This is a genomic window from Streptomyces sodiiphilus, assembly GCF_039529215.1.
GTDB lineage: Bacteria > Actinomycetota > Actinomycetes > Streptomycetales > Streptomycetaceae > Streptomyces > Streptomyces sodiiphilus.
The window spans coordinates 424,553-441,467 of the sequence record NZ_BAAAMJ010000010.1; the positions used below are offsets into that span (position 1 = coordinate 424,553).

The 16,915-nt window shown below is 75.3% G+C and carries 15 protein-coding genes, 1 tRNA gene and 1 pseudogene; 5 read left to right on the forward strand and 12 right to left on the reverse strand.

The window, feature by feature from the left end:
* Window positions 1-68 precede the first annotated feature (68 nt).
* The 8 genes from ABD299_RS07100 to selD all read right to left on the reverse strand — a co-directional run bounded on the left by ABD299_RS07100 (window position 69) and on the right by selD (window position 8,151).
* Entirely contained in the window at window positions 69-3,356 is a 3,288-nt protein-coding gene (locus tag ABD299_RS07100; protein ID WP_344259657.1) for a tetratricopeptide repeat protein, read from the reverse strand.
* Window positions 3,357-3,449: 93 nt separating this feature from the next.
* Entirely contained in the window at window positions 3,450-3,974 is a 525-nt protein-coding gene (locus ABD299_RS07105; protein ID WP_344259658.1) for a hypothetical protein, read from the reverse strand.
* A 63-nt stretch (window positions 3,975-4,037) separates the two neighbouring features.
* Window positions 4,038-4,214, reverse strand: a complete 177-nt coding sequence (locus ABD299_RS07110) for a hypothetical protein (protein ID WP_344259659.1) — start codon at window positions 4,212-4,214, stop codon at window positions 4,038-4,040.
* Window positions 4,187-5,134, reverse strand: a complete 948-nt coding sequence (locus ABD299_RS07115; protein ID WP_344259660.1) for a peptidoglycan-binding domain-containing protein — start codon at window positions 5,132-5,134, stop codon at window positions 4,187-4,189. The genes ABD299_RS07110 and ABD299_RS07115 overlap by 28 nt, the downstream gene beginning before the upstream one ends.
* Entirely contained in the window at window positions 5,131-5,352 is a 222-nt protein-coding gene (locus ABD299_RS07120; protein ID WP_344259661.1) for a hypothetical protein, read from the reverse strand. The genes ABD299_RS07115 and ABD299_RS07120 overlap by 4 nt, the downstream gene beginning before the upstream one ends.
* Before the next feature lie 349 nt (window positions 5,353-5,701).
* Window positions 5,702-6,298 (reverse strand): MauE/DoxX family redox-associated membrane protein, encoded by a 597-nt coding sequence (locus ABD299_RS07125; RefSeq protein WP_344259662.1) that lies wholly within the window; start codon window positions 6,296-6,298, stop codon window positions 5,702-5,704.
* Between the two features lie 10 nt (window positions 6,299-6,308).
* Complete coding sequence (locus ABD299_RS07130; RefSeq protein WP_344259663.1) at window positions 6,309-7,010, reverse strand: hypothetical protein; 702 nt, start codon at window positions 7,008-7,010, stop codon at window positions 6,309-6,311.
* Window positions 7,011-7,140: 130 nt separating this feature from the next.
* On the reverse strand, window positions 7,141-8,151 hold the full coding sequence (gene selD / locus ABD299_RS07135; protein WP_344259664.1) for a selenide, water dikinase SelD: 1,011 nt from the start codon (window positions 8,149-8,151) through the stop codon (window positions 7,141-7,143).
* 45 nt (window positions 8,152-8,196) lie between these two features.
* Here selD and ABD299_RS07140 point away from each other — a divergent pair.
* The 4 genes and pseudogenes from ABD299_RS07140 to ABD299_RS07155 all read left to right on the forward strand — a co-directional run bounded on the left by ABD299_RS07140 (window position 8,197) and on the right by ABD299_RS07155 (window position 11,610).
* A tRNA-Sec gene (locus tag ABD299_RS07140) sits at window positions 8,197-8,290 on the forward strand.
* 146 nt (window positions 8,291-8,436) lie between these two features.
* A complete protein-coding gene (gene selA, locus ABD299_RS07145) occupies window positions 8,437-9,807 on the forward strand; it encodes an L-seryl-tRNA(Sec) selenium transferase (RefSeq protein ID WP_344259665.1) in 1,371 nt (456 codons plus the stop codon).
* A pseudogene (locus tag ABD299_RS07150) lies at window positions 9,807-10,220 on the forward strand (GTP-binding protein); the annotation flags it as partial. The gene selA and the pseudogene ABD299_RS07150, both read left to right, overlap by 1 nt.
* A 154-nt stretch (window positions 10,221-10,374) precedes the next feature.
* The gene (locus ABD299_RS07155) at window positions 10,375-11,610 is read left to right on the forward strand and encodes a SelB domain-containing protein (protein WP_344259666.1); all 1,236 of its coding nucleotides are present in this window, start codon (window positions 10,375-10,377) and stop codon (window positions 11,608-11,610) included.
* A gap of 46 nt (window positions 11,611-11,656) precedes the next feature.
* Here ABD299_RS07155 and ABD299_RS07160 read toward each other — a convergent pair whose 3' ends face one another.
* The 3 genes from ABD299_RS07160 to ilvA all read right to left on the reverse strand — a co-directional run bounded on the left by ABD299_RS07160 (window position 11,657) and on the right by ilvA (window position 14,958).
* The gene (locus tag ABD299_RS07160) at window positions 11,657-12,469 is read right to left on the reverse strand and encodes an ABC transporter permease (protein WP_344259817.1); all 813 of its coding nucleotides are present in this window, start codon (window positions 12,467-12,469) and stop codon (window positions 11,657-11,659) included.
* Window positions 12,470-12,522: 53 nt separating this feature from the next.
* The gene (locus ABD299_RS07165) at window positions 12,523-13,521 is read right to left on the reverse strand and encodes an ATP-binding cassette domain-containing protein (protein ID WP_344259667.1); all 999 of its coding nucleotides are present in this window, start codon (window positions 13,519-13,521) and stop codon (window positions 12,523-12,525) included.
* 192 nt (window positions 13,522-13,713) lie between these two features.
* Window positions 13,714-14,958, reverse strand: a complete 1,245-nt coding sequence (ilvA, locus tag ABD299_RS07170) for a threonine ammonia-lyase (protein WP_344259668.1) — start codon at window positions 14,956-14,958, stop codon at window positions 13,714-13,716.
* A 171-nt stretch (window positions 14,959-15,129) separates the two neighbouring features.
* Between ilvA and ABD299_RS07175 the strand changes: the two genes are divergently transcribed.
* Window positions 15,130-15,618, forward strand: a complete 489-nt coding sequence (locus ABD299_RS07175; protein ID WP_344259669.1) for a MarR family winged helix-turn-helix transcriptional regulator — start codon at window positions 15,130-15,132, stop codon at window positions 15,616-15,618.
* A gap of 60 nt (window positions 15,619-15,678) precedes the next feature.
* On the opposite strand, the gene ABD299_RS07180 is transcribed toward ABD299_RS07175, so the two are convergent.
* Window positions 15,679-16,833 (reverse strand): cystathionine gamma-synthase, encoded by a 1,155-nt coding sequence (locus ABD299_RS07180; RefSeq protein WP_344259670.1) that lies wholly within the window; start codon window positions 16,831-16,833, stop codon window positions 15,679-15,681.
* Window positions 16,834-16,915 lie beyond the last annotated feature (82 nt).

The following is a 16,915-nucleotide window of genomic DNA, read 5'->3' on the forward strand; positions in this document are numbered from 1 at the left end:
GCCGCCTGAACCTCGCTGACTGGCCTCCGCCGCCGGTCCGCCCTCCGGGAGCGGACGGCGGCGGCCGGTCAGCCGGACGCCGCCGGGGCGTCCTCGGCGGGCGGGATGCCCAGCACGTCGCGGGCCGCGCGGCCGGGCACCATGCCCAGCCGCCAGGCCGGCCAGCCCGTCTCCGGGCCCTGCCGGTCCAGCATCAGCGCGTAGGTGTGGGCGGCGTCCGACAGCCGGGGGTCGCGCAGTGGGTGGTCGCGCTCCCGCAGCTCGGCCAGTTCCTCCTCGGCCACCGCCTGCCCGACCTCGCTGCCGCCGGGCGAGGCCAGCGGCAGCAGCGTGCAGCGCAGGAACTGCGCCCAGTCCGCGCCGCGAGCGTCCGGCAGTCCCTCGCCGTACCCGTCGGTGAACAGCCGCAGCGCCTCGTCGACCAGTTCCAGCGCCTGGCCGGCCCTGGCGTTGCCCGCGTCTATCACCGCCAGCTCCAGAGCGCACCACGCCTCGCCGTGCGCGACCCCCGCGCGCTGGTAGTCGCGCCGGGCATCGGCCAGCAGCTGCCGGGCGAACCCGCTGTTGCGCAGCGAGCCGGTGTTCTCCGCCCGCATGTCCCGGGTCACCCGCGCCGAGTGGTGGCGGGCGCACGCCAGGCCGTAGACGTCCCGCATCCGGCTGAACATGGTGCGGGCGCGCTCCAGCTCGCGCACGGCCGCCTGGGCGTCGCCCTGTTCCTCCAGGGCCTGCCCGAGGTAGTAGAGCGTCCACGCCTCGCCGCGGGCGTCCTCGTTCTCCCGGTGCCGGGCCAGGGCCGCCCGCAGCTGGTCGGCGGCCGAGGGCGCGTCCGCGGCGTGCAGCCGCGCCCGGCCCAGCTCGGTCAGCGCCCACGCCTGGCCGCGCACGTCCCGGGACTGCTCGTACAGGTCCAGTGAGGCGCGCAGCTCCTGCTCGGCCCGCGGCACCTCGTCGCCGCGCAGCAAGGTCTGCCCCAGCTGGAACCGGGTCCACGCCTCGCCGTGCACGCTGCCGCTGCCCTGGTGCAGGCGCAGCGCCTCGGCCAGCATGGTGCGCGCCGTGCGCACCCGCCCGAGCTCCCGTTCCACCGTGGCCAGGGCGTGCAGCGTCCAGGCCCGGTCGCCCTCCATGCCCGGCCCCTGCTGGAGATCCAGCGCCCGGCGCAGCTTCTCCCCGGCTTCCTCCAGGCGCCCCTGGTGCTGGAGGGTGATGCCCAGGTCGCGCAGCGCCCGGGCGGTGCCCGCGCCGTAGTCGGCCTCCCGGTACTGGTCCACCACGGAGGTCAGGGTGTCGCGGGCCTTGTCGAGGTCGCCGAGCTGCCGGGCGGCGACACCGGTGCGCCACTGCACCGTGCGCTTGATCCGGCTGCGGTCCGCCCGGCGGGCGAGTTCGTTCAGCTCCCCCAGCCGGTAGAGGTCGCCGCGCAGCAGGCAGTAGTCGCACAGCGCCCCGATCAGGTGCTGGACGGCCTTCTGATCCACCGACTCGTCGGCGTAGCGGAGGGTCGCGGTGATGAAGGTGGTCTCGTCGTCCAGCCAGCGCAGCGCGGCGTCCACCGAGGCGAAGCCGTGGCCGCCGGCCTTCGCCGGGAGCAGGTCGGCGCGGGTGGAGGTGTTGCCGTCGACCAGCCGGATCACCGTGTCGGCCAGCTCCGCGTAGCTGCGGATCAGCCGTTCCTGGGCCGCCGCGCGGTCCTGGGTGCTCTCCTCGGCCAGGAGCCGGGCCCGGGCGAAGCGGCGCACCAGTTCGTGGAGCTGGTAGCGGTCGCCGCGCACCTGGTGGATCAGCCCGGCGCGCTGCAGTTCCTCCAGCCGGCGGGCGCCCTCCCGCCGCCCGACGCCCAGCAGCGCCGCCGCGGTGGCCGCGCCGAGGCTGGCCCGGCCGGCCAGTGCCAGGCGGCGCAGCAGCCACCGGGCCTCCTCGCTCTGGTCGGCGTAGCGCAGCCGCAGGACCCGCCCGGCCGCGTCGGTGTCGTGTGCGGTGTCCCCGTCCGCCAGTTCGGCGGCCAGCCGGTCCGGGGTGCGGTGCTCCAGGGCGGTGCCGGCCAGCCTCAGCAGCAGAGGACGTCCCTCGCACAGCGCGTTGATGCGCTGCCGGTCCTCGTCGCCGGGTTCCCCGGCCGGCTCCGCGGGGCGGGAGGCGGAGGCGCGCAGCAGCTCCTCGGCGGCGGTGCCGTCCAGGGGCCCCAGCGGCAGCTGGTGCACGGAGGCGTGCAGGGCCGGGTCCAGCTCCAGCGGCGCGGCGGCGGTGACCAGCACCAGCGAGTCGGAGCGTTCGGGCACCAGGGCGCGCACCTGCTCGGCGTCGGTCGCGTCGTCCAGGACGATCACCACCGGCAGCCCGGTCAGGTGCCGGTGGTAGCGCTCCAGCAGCCGGGCCTGCCGGCTGTCGTCGGAGCCGCGGCCCCCGGCGTCCTCGCGGAACAGCAGGTGTTCGCGCGGCGCGCCGAGCCGGTTCATCAGGTACAGCGCCGCGTCGCGGGTGGACATCGGGTCCTGGCTCTGGCCGCGCAGGTCCACCAGGCACGCGCCGCGGAACAGCTCGCGCATCTCGTGCACGGCCCAGCCCGCCAGTGTGGTGCGGCCGGAGCCGGAGGGGCCGTGCAGCACCACCACGGTGGGCCGGGTCTCGGTACTGGCCCGGTTCCGGTTGACCCACTGGGTGAGCTGGGAGAGTTCGCGGCGGCGTCCGATGAAGGGCCGCACCGGCTCCGGCAGCCGCCCGAACGATCTGGCGAGCACGGTCCGGGTGCGGGCGGCCGCGCTGCGGTCCCTGGCCTGCTGTGTCCGGCCGCGGTCGCGCCCCTCCCCCGGTCCGGTACGCCCGGGGGCGGGCGTGCGCTGCCGCTCCATGTACGGGCGGATGCCCCGCACCTCGACGGCGGTCAGCCAGGCCAGCCTCAACTGCTGCACCCCGCCGGGCTGCTGGACGCTGCCGGCGTGCCGCTCGGCCGCCCACAGGTGGGCGGCGACGGCCTGCAGCACGAAGCCCGCCAGTGCCGCCCCGGCCACCACCGCGGCCCCGGCCCGGGCGGAGAGCGGCGGCTGCCCGGCGGCCGCGAGCAACAGCAGCGCGGCGAGCCCTCCGGCGGCCGTGGCGGCCAGCGGCCCGGCCAGCGCGCGCGCCGCGAACCGGTCGGCCAGCCGCCCCGGCGCGCTGTCGGCCTCGGCCTGCCGGAACGCCTCGTACTCCTCCCGGGCGGGGCGCAGGATCTCCGGCAGGTCCTCGCGCGCCCGCCGGAGCAGCCGGCCGGGGTCCGTTCTCCCCCCGGAGCGGCGCGCCTCCTCCTCGACGGCGCGTTCCAGCAGCCGTTCCACATCCGCCACGTGCTCCGCGTTCACGCCGTGATCCGCCATGGGCACCCCTCCCTTCTGGAAGTCTGTCAACACAGCCGCCGCCCTACACCCCGGCGGGCCCCCGGATTCGGGCGGATCCGCCGCCGGGGCCGGTCATCGCAGGATCTGCCCGGCGACGGCCGCCAGGATCAGCGCGCCGGCGGCCGCGGCGCCCACGGTCAGCGCGGTGAGCCGGCCGGCCAGCCGCGCGTCCCAGTCCGCCGCGTCGCCGGAGGCCAGCCGCAGCACGGGCGTCAGGGCCCGGCCGGCGGCGAAACCGGTACCGGCGAGCAGGGCCGGCCAGATCCCGCCGCCGGACAGCAGCACGGCCAGCGCGAGGACGTAGGGCAGGGAGGCGGACACGTAGGTCCGCACGCCGGTGCCCAGCTCGAAGCCGAACTGCCAGCTTCCCCGGAACAGATGACGCTGCAGCACGTCCTGCGGGATCTGCCGGGCGTTCTGCGGCAGCCGGATCCGCAGCAGACCGGCGTCGCGGGCCACGGCGAGCAGTGCGGCGGCCGGCAGCAGGCCGTACCGCCAGCCGGCCGGCAGCGGGGTGAACAGCCCGGAGAACAGCCACAGCACGGTTGCCGAGAGGACGGCCCCGGTCAGCAGCCCGGTGGTGAAGACGGCCAGCACGCCGGCCTGTCGATGTGGTGCCCGCCAACCTGGCGAGGCCAGCGCGAACGCGCTGTTGCGGGTTCAAACGGAGCCGGAGAGCGAGTAGCCGGCCAGCCCTCCGGTGATGGCCCAGGACAGCAGGGGAAGGAACGGCGCCGCGGCGGCCGCCGCGCAGGCGAGCACGAGCACCGGCACCAACGGGCCGGTCACCCGGCGGCGCCAGGCCGGGACTACACGGTGCCGGTCAGGGTGCGCCATGTCTGGGGTCCCGCGATGCCGTCGACGGTGAGGTTCCGCAGCCGCTGGAAGGCCGTGACCGCGTCCCGGGTCAGGGGGCCGAACGCGCCGTCGACGGAGATGTCGTAGCCGTGCTTGGTGAGCTGGCGCTGCAGGCCGCGCACCGCGTCGCCCCGGTCGCCCTGCCGCAGGGTGAGGGTGAGGAGGGGCCACTCGGTGGCGGTGACCGTGCCGGTGGGCTCCAGGCCGCGGTCGCGCTGGAAGGCGGTGACCTTGGCCAGGGTGTCGGGGCCGAAGATGCCGTCGGCCCCGGTCGCGAAGCCGTGGTGGGTCACCAGGTGCTGCACCGTGGCGACGTCCGGGCCCCGGTCGCCCTGCCGGACGGTGGGCCAGGTGACGCTGCCCGGGCAGCCGCAGTCGGTGGTCCAGCGGCAGATGGAACGCACCCAGCCGGAGCCGGTGTTGCGGTAGCCGTCGTGGCAGCGGCGTTCGATCCCGCAGCCGCAGGTGCCGCAGGGCCCGCTGAACCGCCACAGCCAGCCGTCGTAGGTTCCGGCGTAGCACTGGTTGGGGCGCAGGGTCCAGGTGGTCCCGTCGTTCTTGTGGAATCCCGTGTAGGTGCCGGCGGTCACGCAGGCGTCGGCGAACACGGTGCTGGGCCCGCAGCCGGGCGAGCAGTCGTGGTCCGCGGCGTAGGAGGGGCAGGCGCCCTCCCAGATCTCGTAGCCGTCGGCGTAGGCCTGCCGGGCCGCCGAGAACACGCCGAGGGCGGCGAAGCCGACGGCGGTGGCGGCCTGGACGGCCCGGCGGCGCGAGAGCGTCCAGGGGCGGTCCGGCCCCTCGGCGGCGGCGGCGCGGCGCGGGGTGGCGGCGGGGGTGCGGCGGGCGGGCCGGGGGCCGCCGGGGTTCCGCAAGGTGGGGATCGCGTCGAGTGAGGTCATCGGGCGCTCCTGGTCCGGGCGGCGGTGCCGGGGGCGGGTGCGGGGGTGGTCCCCGCGTCGCCGGGCGCGGCGGGCAGGGCGGTGAGGAGGTCCGGCAGGTCCTCGCGGGAGCCCAGCGGTTCCGCTCTCAGCACCCGGCCGTCCTCGCCGATCACCACGCCGAAGGGGGTGGCGATCGCGTCGTAGCTGTCGAACAGGTCGGACCCGTGCTCCCCCACCGGGTCGGCGGGCCCNTTCCGGTGCCGTCCGGGGCCGGCCCGGCGTACACGGCCCGCAGCGCCACGCCGGTGGCCGGCCGGTCCGCGGCCCACCGTCCGGCCTCCTCCAGCACCTCGGTGCAGGTGCGGCAGCCGGGGCTGAGGAAGAGCAGCAGGGCGGCGCGGTGTCCGTCCAGCAGGTCCGCTCCCTCCGGGGCCTCGGTGCCGGGCCGGATGCCGACCTGCCGGGGGGCGGGGCGGGTGGTGCCGCGGGAGAGCTGGTGGACCTGCCGGATCAGCCCGGAGACCACCAGGGCCAGCAGGCCGATGGCCACCCAGGAGGCGATCAGGGCACTGGTCGTGAAGTCCATCAGGGGGTTCCTCCTGGCAGGACGGCGGGGCGGTGCCGGGCGTGGGGGCCGGGGGCCGGGCGGGGCGGGGCCGGCTGGTGCATGGCTGCGGGCAGTGACCACAGCAGCGCCGTTGAGGCCGCGGCGGCGAGCACCACGACGGCCCACTGCGCCGCCCCGGCGGGCGGCTGCGCCCCGGCCGCGGTCAGGGCGGCGGCAGCGGCGGCCAGCAGGGCGAGGGCGAGGGCCCGCCCGGCGACCCAGCCGCTGAGCGGCACCTCGGTGCGCGAGCATCCGCAGGGGGAGCCGGCGCGTCCGGCGGCCAGTGCGTGCCGGCTGTAGGCGGCGTAGCCGGCGCACAGCAGCGCGGCGGCGGCGAGCACCGAGGCGAGCCCGGCGCGGTGACCGGCCACGAGCAGGGCCGCTCCGCCCGCGCCCAGCAGCCCCTCGGCGGCCGGGACGGCGCGCGCGACGGCGGGGACGAGGGCGTCGGGCACGATGCGGTGGGCGCGCAGCGCGGCGGGGAGCGAGCCCGGTTTCGTCAGGTGGGCGGCACAGCCGGCCAGGAGGCTCAGCAGCACGATGCCCGCTGCCACCGGGGCGAGGAAGGTCACCACGGTCCGGGCCTCAATCCTCTGCCGTGACGTGCAGTTTCCCGAGCAGGTCAGGGGCGGCCTCGGCGGTGTCCCCGAGGGGGACGAGGGTGGCGCGCAGGCGGGGTCCTGACAGCAGGAAGAAGGTCCGGCCGTCGGAGAGGGTGTCGCGGTAGAGCTCCCCGGAGGGGACGGCGGCGCCCCGCCAGGGCGGCAGTTCGTCGGCCTCGTCGCGGGTGGGTTCGGACATCTCCAGCAGGCCGAGCCCCGGTACTTCCTTGATGACGGTGGCGGGGCGGACGAAGGCGCTGCCCGCTTCCCGCTCCGGGGTGAGGGTGATGCCGTCGTCGTGCTCGGCGATGCCCAGGGTGCGCAGCAGCCCGAGGACGTCCCGCACGGTGACCGAGTACAGGCGGGTGACCAGGCTGTACTTGCGGCCCTGCCAGGCCACCAGGACCGGGCGTTCGGCGAGGCCGGAGCGCGGTTCGTACTCCTGGCGGGAGGCGAGGCGCAGCGTCCCGCCCCGGAAGGACAGTTCGGAGTCGAAGGAGGTGATGCCCAGGGCACCGGCGATGTCGTCGGCCAGCGAGCGCGGGCCGGCGGTGAACTCGGTCAGCCGGCCGCCGATCGAGATGTCCGCCGCGGAGGTGCCGGGCAGGGCGAGGTCGAGAGGGCCCGTCAGACGGTAGGAGACACCGTCGAGCGAGCGGTGCCGGACGGTGGTGGACGGCGCCATCGCACTCCCTTCGCGGGCCGCACGGGGGCGGCTGTCCGGCGGACGCTAACCACCCCCCGACAGATTGTCAATGTACGGTCAAAGGTGCGACCACCGGCGGAAACCGCCGTCCGGCACCCCCCGGTGCCCCTCAGGACCGCACCACCACCGGCTTGGGTCCGGCGGCCGTGAGATGCCCCACCACCGGGTGTCCCGGGATCTCGCCGGCGACCAGCAGCCCGCCCGAGGTCTGCGCGTCGGCCAGCAGCAGCCTGTCCGTCTCCGGGAGCCCGCCGAACTCCGTCTCCGCCGCCACCCACTCCAGGTTGCGGCGGGTGCCGCCGCTGACGAATCCCGCCTCGGCCGCCTCCCGCGCGCCGTCCAGCAGCGGCACCGCGGACGCCTCCAGCACGGCCGTCACCCCGGAGGCCCGGGCCAGCTTGAAGGCATGCCCCAGCAGCCCGAACCCGGTCACATCGGTGCCCGCCCGGACCCCCGCCCGCACCGCGGCCCGCGAGGCCTCCCGGTTGAGAGCCGCCATCGAGGCGACCGCGTGCGCGAACACCTCGCCGGTCGCCTTGTGACGGGTGTTCAGCACGCCGGTGCCCAGCGGCTTGGTGAGGGTCAGCGGCAGTCCCGGCGCGGCGGCGTCCATCCGCAGCATCCTCTCCGGGTGGACCGTGCCGACCACCGACATCCCGTACGCCGGCTCCGGGGCGGCCAGGCTGTGCCCGCCCGCCACATGGCAGCCGGCGGAGCGCGCCACGTCCAGACCGCCGCGCAGCACCCGGGCGGCCAGTTCCGTCGGCAGCTTCTCCCTTGGCCAGGCCAGCAGGTTGACGGCCGCCAGCGGGGTTCCGCCCATCGCGTAGACGTCGGACAGCGCGTTGGCGGCGGCGATGCGCCCCCAGTCGTAGGGGTCGTCCACCACCGGCGGGAAGAAGTCGGCGGTGGTCACCACCGCCCGCTCACCGTCCAGCCGCACCACCGCCGCGTCGTCGCCCCCGCCCTCCAGCCCCACCAGCAGTTCGGCCGCCCAGCCGCCCTCCCCCGGCTCTGCCGATGCGGCGAAGCCCCCGAGCAGCTCTTCGAGTTCGCCCGCCGGGATCTTGCAGGCGCAGCCGCCCCCCTGGGCGAACTGTGTCAGTCGTATCGGATGCATGCCGGAAACCTAGTCCGCGGGCCGCCGGGATCTACACTCTCCGGCGGAGGCGGGCAGGTGCCTGGTGGCCCTCACGGTCTTCAACACCGATGCGGCCGGGATCCCCGGCCGGGCGGGTTCGATTCCCGTACGCCTCCGCTCACGTGCCCGGCGCCACCGGGCCCTGTTCCGCCGGGCAGATTGGCGGAACAGGGCCCGGAGGNCGCCCCGTGCCGCGTCAACCCCGGTGCGGGCGGGGTAGTTTCTGGGCTGTCCGATTCCCGTAGGCGCCCGGCGGAGTGACTTGTGGCCAAGCAGACCGACCGGAGCCGGCCGTCCGGGCCGGGGGCCGACCCCCGGCGGCGGGTGCCGCGGGCCGACAGCGTGCTGGCCGACCCCCGGCTGGCCGACGCGGTGCGGCGGCTGGGGCGGGAGCCGGTCCGCGCGGTCGTCCGCCGGACGCTGGAGGCGGTGCGCGGCGGCGAACTGCCGCCCGAGGACGCGGCGGACGCCGCCGTCGCGGCGCTGCCGGCGACCGCCGCCGGGCTGCGTCCGGTGATCAACGCCACCGGGATTGTCGTCCACACCAATCTGGGGCGCGCCCCGCTGTCGGAGGCCGCCCGGGAGGCGGTGACCGCCGCGGCCGGCTGCACCGACGTGGAGTTCGACCTGGCCACCGGCCGTCGCGGCAGCCGCGGCCGGACGGCGCTGGACGCGCTGGCCCGGGCCGTGCCGGGCGCCGAGGCCGTGCACCTCACCAACAACAACGCCGCCGCTCTGGTGCTGGCCGCCACGGCCCTGGCCCACGGCCGGGAGATCGTGGTCAGCCGCGGCGAACTGGTCGAGATCGGGGACGGGTTCAGGCTTCCGGACCTGCTGTGCTCGACCGGGGCCCGGCTGCGGGAGGTCGGCACCACCAACCGCACGCACCTGTCCGACTACGCCGGGGCGATCGGCCCGGACACCGGATTCGTCCTCAAGATCCACCCGTCCAACTTCGCCGTCACCGGCTTCGTCTCCTCCGTCCCGGTCCGCGAACTGGCCGGCCTGGGCGTCCCGGTGGTCCACGACACCGGATCCGGGCTGCTCACACCGGACCCGCTGCTGCCCGGCGAGCCGGACGCCGCGACCTCCCTGGCCGACGGCGCGGACCTGGTCACCGCCAGCGCCGACAAGCTGCTCGGCGGGCCGCAGGCCGGGCTGCTGCTGGGCCGCGAGGACCTGGTGACCCGGCTGCGCCGGCACCCGCTGGCACGCGCCCTGCGGGTGGACAAGCTGACCCTGGCCGCGCTGGAGGCCACCTTGCGCGGGCCGCTCCCGCCGGTGCGGCGGGCCCTGGCCGCCCGGCCCGCCGGTCTGATGGCCCGGGCCGAGTCGCTGGCCGGGCGGCTGGCGGAGCACGGCGTGCGGGCCGCCGCGGTGTCCTCCCGGGCCCGGGTGGGCGGCGGGGGTGCGCCCGCGGCGGTGCTGCCCAGCGCGGCCGTCGCCCTCGGCCCGGAGGCGGCGGGCGCGCTGCGGAGCGGGCGCCCGGCGGTCGTCGGGCGACTGCACGACGGCAGGCTGCTGCTGGACCTGCGCACGGTGCCGGAGGAGGACGACGGTCCGCTGTTCGACGCCGTGCTGGCCGCCGCCGGGGCGACGGCGGGCAAGACGGCGCGGGGCAGCACATGTACGTGATGGCCACGGCCGGGCACGTCGATCACGGAAAGTCCACGCTGCTGCGGGCCCTGACCGGCAGCGACCCGGACCGGCTGGCGGAGGAGCGGCGGCGCGGGCTGACGATCGACCTCGGCTTCGTCTCGGCCCCCACGCCCGGCGGGGAGCACGTGGCCTTCGTGGACGTCCCCGGCCACCGGCGCTTCCTCGGCACCACCCTGGCCGGGATCGCCACCGCCCCGGCGGTGCTGTTCGTGGTGGCGGCCGACGAGGGGTGGATGCCGCAGTCCCAGGAACATCTGGCGGCGCTGGACGCCTTCGGGGTGCGCGACGGCCTGCTGGCGGTGACCCGCAGCGATCTGGCCGACCCCGGACCGGCCCTGGCGGACGCGCGGGCCCGGCTCGCCCGCACCGCTCTGCGGGACGTCGGCGCGGTGCCGGTCAGCGCCCGCACCGGCGCCGGGCTGGAGACGCTGCGCGCCCGGCTCGACGCGCTGGCCGCCCGCGCGGCGGGCGCCGCGCACGTCTCCGGGCCGGAGGCGGGCGGGGGNGGCGCCGGTCCGCCTGTGGCTGGACCGGTCCTTCAGCATGCCCGGCGCCGGGACCGTCGTCACCGGCACCCTCACCGCGGGCACGCTGGCAGTGGGCGACGAACTGGAGCTCTCCCCCGCCGGGCAGCGGGTGACCGTGCGCGGGCTGCACACCCTGGGCCGACCCGTCCCCCGCGTCGCGGCACCGGCACGGGTGGCGGTCGGCCTGCGCCGGGCGCACCACACGGACGTGCGCCGCGGCCACGCCCTGGTGACCCCGGGCGCCTGGTGGCGCACCGGCGTGGTGGACGTGCGGCTGCCCGCCGCTCCCGCACCGCCCGGCGACGACAGCCCCCGGGCCGGCCCGCCGCCCCGGCTGCCCGCGGAACCGCTGGTGCACTGCGGCACGGCGATGACCAGCGCCCGGCTGCGCCGCTTCGACGACCACACCGCCCGGCTGACCCTGCGCACCCCGCTCGATCTGCGCCTGGGCGACCGGCTGCTGCTGCGTGATCCCGGTTCCCGGCTGCTGACCGGGGCCGTGGTGCTCGACGTGACGCCGCCGGAGCTGTCCGGGAGGGGCGCCGGGGCGGCCCGGGCCCGCGCGCTGTCAGGGCTGACCGGGACCCCGGCCGACGGGGCGGCGCTGCTGCGGCGGCTGGGGCACGCCCGCCCCGGGGACCTCGCCTCGATGGGGGCTCGCGTCCCCGAGTGCGCGGTCCGGGCGGCGGGCTGGGTGGTGGACCGGGAGCACGCCGCCGGGCGGCGGGAGCGGCTGCGCGAGGAGGTCTCCGGCTACGGGCTGCCGCTGGGCGCCGCCCGGCAGCTCACCGGGCTGCCGGACACCCGGCTGGTGGAGGCCGTGGCCGGGGAGGAGTTCACGGTGCGGGACGGCCGGCTGTACCGCGCCGGGGACGCCGGACGGCTGCCGGAGGAGGTGCGGGAGGCCGCGGCGGCGCTGCGTCAGGAGCTGTCCGGCGCGCCCTTCCGGGCGCCGGGCCGGGGACGGCTGGCGGAACTGGGCGTGACCCGGCGGCAGGTGGCCGTGCTGGTGGGCCACGGCGAGTTGGAGCAGTACGGCGAGGTGCTGCTGCCGCGCGGCGCGGCGGAGCTTGCGGCCGGGCGCCTGCGGGCCCTGGACGGGCCGTTCACCGTCGGCGAGTGCTGCCGGGCGCTGGAGACCAGCAGACGGGTCGCCGTTCCGCTGCTGGAGGCGCTGGACCGGGCCGGTGTCACCGTGCGCGACGCGGACGGGCGCCGCGTGGTGCGGCCCGGCACGGAACACCACGGCTGAGGCCCCCCGGCGCGGTGCGCCGGGGGNGGCGCCGCCGCACGGCGGGTCAGTCCGTGGCCCGCTTGTACTTGCGGACCGCGAGCGTCCGGAAGATCGCGATGATCACGATCGAGAACAGGGCCGAGGCCAGCACCGGGTTCTGCATCGGCCAGACGTCGGGGGCCTGGTATCCGGCGGGAAGGTTGCCGAAGAGCTCCCGGACGGCCAGCACGGTGGCGCTGAACGGGTTCCACTCGGCCACCGGGGCCAGCCAGGAGGGCATGTTCTCCGAGGGGACAAAAGCCACCGAAATGAAGGTGAGCGGGAACAGCCACACCAGTCCGCCGGAGGTGGCCGCCTCGGGGCTGCGCACGGACAGGCCGATCAGGGCGCCGATCCAGGTGAAGGCGTAGCCCAGCAGCAGGAGCAGGCCGAAGGCCGCCAGCGCGTTCAGCACGCCCTCGTGGATCCGCCAGCCGACCAGGAAGGCGACCACGGCCAGCACGACGAGGATGAGCGCGGTCTGCACGAGGTCGGCGAAGGTCCGGCCGGTGAGCACGGCTCCCCGGGCCATCGGCAGCGACCGGAACCGGTCGATGATGCCCTTCTGCATGTCCTCCGCGATGCCCGCGCTGGCGCCCGCGGTGGCGAAGGTGACCGTCTGCGCGAAGATGCCGCCCATGAGGAACTGCCGGTAGGCGTCCGCGTCCAGGCCCGCGCCGGGGATGTTGATCGAGCCGCCGAAGACGTAGGCGAACAGCACCACGAACATGACGGGCTGGACCAGGCCGAATACGACGACCTCAGGAATCCGCAGCATCCTCAGCAGGTTCCGCTTGGCGACCACCATGGAGTCGCGCAGCGCCTGACCTGGACCGATGCGTCCGCTGCCGGCCTGGGCCGGGGCGCTGGGGGTGTGCTGGACGGTGACGCTCACTGCTCCCGCTCCTTCGCGCTGGTGTTTTGGCCGGAACCGGTGGTGTCGTCCCCGGAGTCGACGCTGTGTCCGGTCAGGGACAGGAAGACGTCGTCCAGGGTGGGGCGGCGAAGCCCGATGTCGTCGATCTCGATGCCCCGGGTGTCCAGCTCCCTGAGGACCTCGGCGAGCAGCTTGGCGCCGCCGGACACCGGCACGGACAGCCTGCGGGTGTGCTCGGCGAGCTTCGGCTCGCCGTCACCGAGGCGCTCCAGGATCTCCCGGGCGGCCGGCAGGTCCTCGCGGCGGTGCGTCACGACCTCCACGACGTCGCCGCCGGTCTGGTCCTTCAGCTCGTCGGAGGTGCCCCGGGCGATGACCTTGCCGTGGTCGACGACCGCGATGTTGTCGGCGAGGGCGTCGGCCTCCTCCAGGTACTGGGTGGTCAGCAGCAGGGTGGTGCCGCCTGCCACCAGGTCGCGGATGACGTCCCACAGCCCCTGGCGGTTGCGCGGGTCCAGGCCGGTGGTGGGTTCGTCCATGAACATCACCGGCGGCCGCACCACCAGAGCGGCGGCGAGGTCGAGGCGGCGCCGCATGCCGCCCGAGTAGGTCTTCGCGGTGCGGTGGGCGGCGTCGGCCAGGTTGAACTGCTCCAGCAGCTCCAGGGCACGCTTCTTCGCGTCCCGGGCGGAGAGCTGGTAGAGCTGGCCGACCATCTGGATGTTCTCCAGGCCGGTCAGGTACTCGTCGACGGCCGCGAACTGGCCGGACAGGCCGATGGAGCGGCGCACCTCGTTCGGGTACTTCAGCACGTCGAGTCCGGCCACCTCCGCCCGGCCGCTGTCCGGCTGGAGAAGGGTGGTCAGCACCCGTACGGATGTGGTCTTGCCCGCCCCGTTCGGCCCGAGCAGGCCGAAGACGGTGCCCTCTGGAACGTCGAAGTCGACGCCGTCCAGTGCCTTCACATCACCGAAGGTCTTGACCAGACCCTCGGCGTATATGGCGCCTGGCATGTGGTCTCCCAATAAGTATTCACGAATGAGCGGTACGGACGATGCGGGTGGAGCTTCACAGGAAGAAACCCACACGAACAGGACGGGAGGGGCGAAAGCAGCGCCGGCCCACGTCCGGGTTCCCCCGGAGCGCCGACCCAGGGTATCGCGATGCATCGCGATACAGGAATCGACGGGCCGGAAGGCACCCGTTCAGCCCAGCACCGTGTATCCCGCCCGGCGCAGCGCCCCGGTCACCTCTACGCAGTGCTGAGGACCCTGCGTCTCCAGTTGCAGCTCCACCTCCGCCTCGCTCACCCCGAGCCGCGGATCGGTCCGTACGTGGTTCACGGTCAGGACGTTAGCGTCGGCCACTGACAGTTCCCCCAGCAGCGCGGCCAGCACCCCCGGCCGGTCCGGCAGCCGCAGCCGCAGCGACAGATAGCGGCCGGCCGCCGCCATGCCGTGCCGCAGCGTGCGCTGCAGCACCAGCGGGTCCACGTTTCCCCCCGACAGCACCGCGACCACCGGGCCCTCGAAGGATTCCGGCGCCGTCATCAGCGCCGCCACCGGACTGGCCCCGGCCGGCTCCACCACCAGCTTCGCCCGCTCCAGACACAGCAGCAGCGCGCTGGAGAGGGCGTCCTCGGAGACCGTACGCACCTCGTCCACCAGCTCGCCAATGATTTTGAACGGCACGTCGCCCGGACGGCCCACCTTCATGCCGTCCGCCATCGTCGCCATCGACTCCAGCGACACCGGGTGCCCAGCCTCCAGCGACGGCGGATACGCCGCGGCGCCCTCCGCCTGCACGCCCACGATCCGCACGTCGGGGCGCAGCGACTTCACCGCCAGCGCCACCCCGGCCGCCAGACCGCCGCCGCCGATGCCCACCACGATGGTGCGCACCTCCGGGCACTGCTCCAGGATCTCCAGCCCCACCGTGCCCTGCCCGGCCACCACGTCCGGGTGGTCGAAGGGGTGGATGAGGACGGCGCCGGTCTGCTCCGCGTACTCCTCGGCCGCCGCGAGCGTCTCGTCCACCACCTGGCCGTGCGTACGCACCTGCGCGCCGTACTCCCGGGTGGCCGCGACCTTCGGCAGCGGAGCGTCCACCGGCATGAACACCGTGGAGCGGACCCCGAGCAGCGTGGCCGCCAGCGCCACCCCCTGCGCGTGGTTGCCCGCGCTGGCCGCCACCACCCCGCGCGCGCGTTCCTCCTGCGTCAGTCCGGCGATCCGCGTATACGCTCCACGCACTTTGAAGGACCCGGTGCGCTGCAGGTTCTCGCACTTGAGATGGACCGGGGCGCCGACGAGGCGGGACAGATACCGGCTGCCTTCCATCGCCGTCACCCGGGACACTCCGGAGAGCACCCCCTGTGCCTTCAGGACGTCCTCGACGGTGGGCTCGTGCCGGAGGGCCGGGGTGGCGCCCTCGGTGTGCTCTGCAACCATGCCGCCAGTCTCGCAGCCGGGGCCACGGCCCGCCGTAGACGCCCCGCCCGCCCCTGGGCCGACGGCCGGACAATGGGCACGCGGCAGTCCCGAGGACGCGTACTCTGTGCCGCAACCCTCAGTCATCGCATCCCTCCCCGGCTGTCCCCACACTCAATCCTGAACCCGGACATGACACCTGAATCCAGCACCCCACAGACCGGACCCGATCCACTGCTCGACGCGCTCCAGCACGAGGTCGCCGTCTTCGCCCGGCGCGCGGAACAGACCCGCCTGGGCGGACTCGGCGCCGCCCGCAACTCCATGGACCGCGCCGCCTATCTCCTGCTCAGCAGGCTGGACGAGGAAGGCCCGACCGGAGTCAAGGCACTGGCGTCCGGCATGGGCATCGACTCCTCGACCGTGACCCGCCAGGTCGCCCCCCTCGTCGACTCCGGTCTCGTCCGGCGCACCTCCGACCCCGACGACGGGCGCGCCGTCGTCCTGCACCTCTCCCCACGCGGCAGCGAGCGCCTCGAAGAGGTCCGCAACTCCCGGTGCCGGCTCCTGGAGCTGCTCACCGAGGACTGGACGGAGGAGGAGCGCGAATCCTTCCGCGCGCTCCTCACCCGCTTCAACACCGCCTACTTCGCGTGGCAGACCGGGTCACTCCCCAAGTGACCCCGGGCCGCCCGCTCCCGCCGGCGCCCGCCTCCTGAACCACCGGGCCCCCGCGGACGGTCAGCCGAGAGCCTGGCCGAGATCCGCCAGCAGATCGTCCACGGACTCGATACCCACCGAGAGCCGTACCAGGTCCGCGGGGACCTCCAGGGCCGAACCCACCACCGAGGCGTGCGTCATCCGGCCGGGGTGCTCAATGAGGGACTCCACGCCCCCCAGCGACTCGGCCAGCGTGAACAGCTTGGTGCGATCGCACAGCTCCACCGCCGCATCCTCGCCGTCCGCCAGCCGGAACGACACCATCCCGCCGAAGGCGCGCATCTGCTTGGCGGCCGTCTCGTGGCCCGGGTGCGAGGGCAGCCCCGGATACAGCACGGCGCTCACCCGCGGGTGCGCCTCGAGCGCCTCCGCGATACGGGCCGCGTTCGCGCAGTGCCGGTCCATCCGCACCGCCAGCGTCTTGATGCCGCGCATCACCAGCCAGGCGTCGAACGGCCCGGCCACCGCGCCCATCGCGTTCTGGTGGTAGGCGAGTTCCTCGCCCAGGGCCGCGTCCGACGTCATCAGCGCGCCGCCGACGACGTCCGAGTGGCCGCCCATGTACTTCGTGGTGGAGTGCACCACCACGTCCGCGCCCAGTGCCAGCGGCTGCTGCAGGTAAGGGCTGGCGAAGGTGTTGTCCACCACCAGCCGGGCACCTGCCCCCCGGGCGATCTCCGCCACCATGGCGATGTCGGTGATGCCCAGCAGCGGGTTGGAGGGGGTCTCCACCCACACCAGCTTCGTCTCCGGGCGCAGGGCCGCCCGCACCGAGTCCGGGTCGGAGGTGTCGGCCACCGACCAGCGCACCCCCCAGCGCTCGACCACCTTCGCGATCAGCCGGAAGGTGCCCCCGTAGGCGTCATCGGGCACCACCATGTGGTCACCCGGGCTGAGCACGGTCCGCAGCAGGCAGTCCTCGGCCGCGAGCCCGGAGGCGAAGGCCAGGCCCCGCCGCCCGCCCTCCAGGGCCGCCAGGTTCTCCTCCAGGGCGGACCGGGTCGGGTTCGCCGACCGGCTGTACTCGTAGCCGCCGCGCAGGCCGCCCACGCCGTCCTGCTTGAAGGTGGAGACCTGGTGGATCGGCGGTACCACCGCTCCGGTGGCCGCGTCGGGCTCCTGCCCGGCGTGGATCGCCAGGGTCTCGAATTGCTGATCGCTGGGGTGCTCACTCATGGGTCAACCGTAATGCGCCGTACGGTGGAGGCATCCCACGACCGCACCGGGTCATAGGGTGTCCGCACCGTCGAATCGCTGT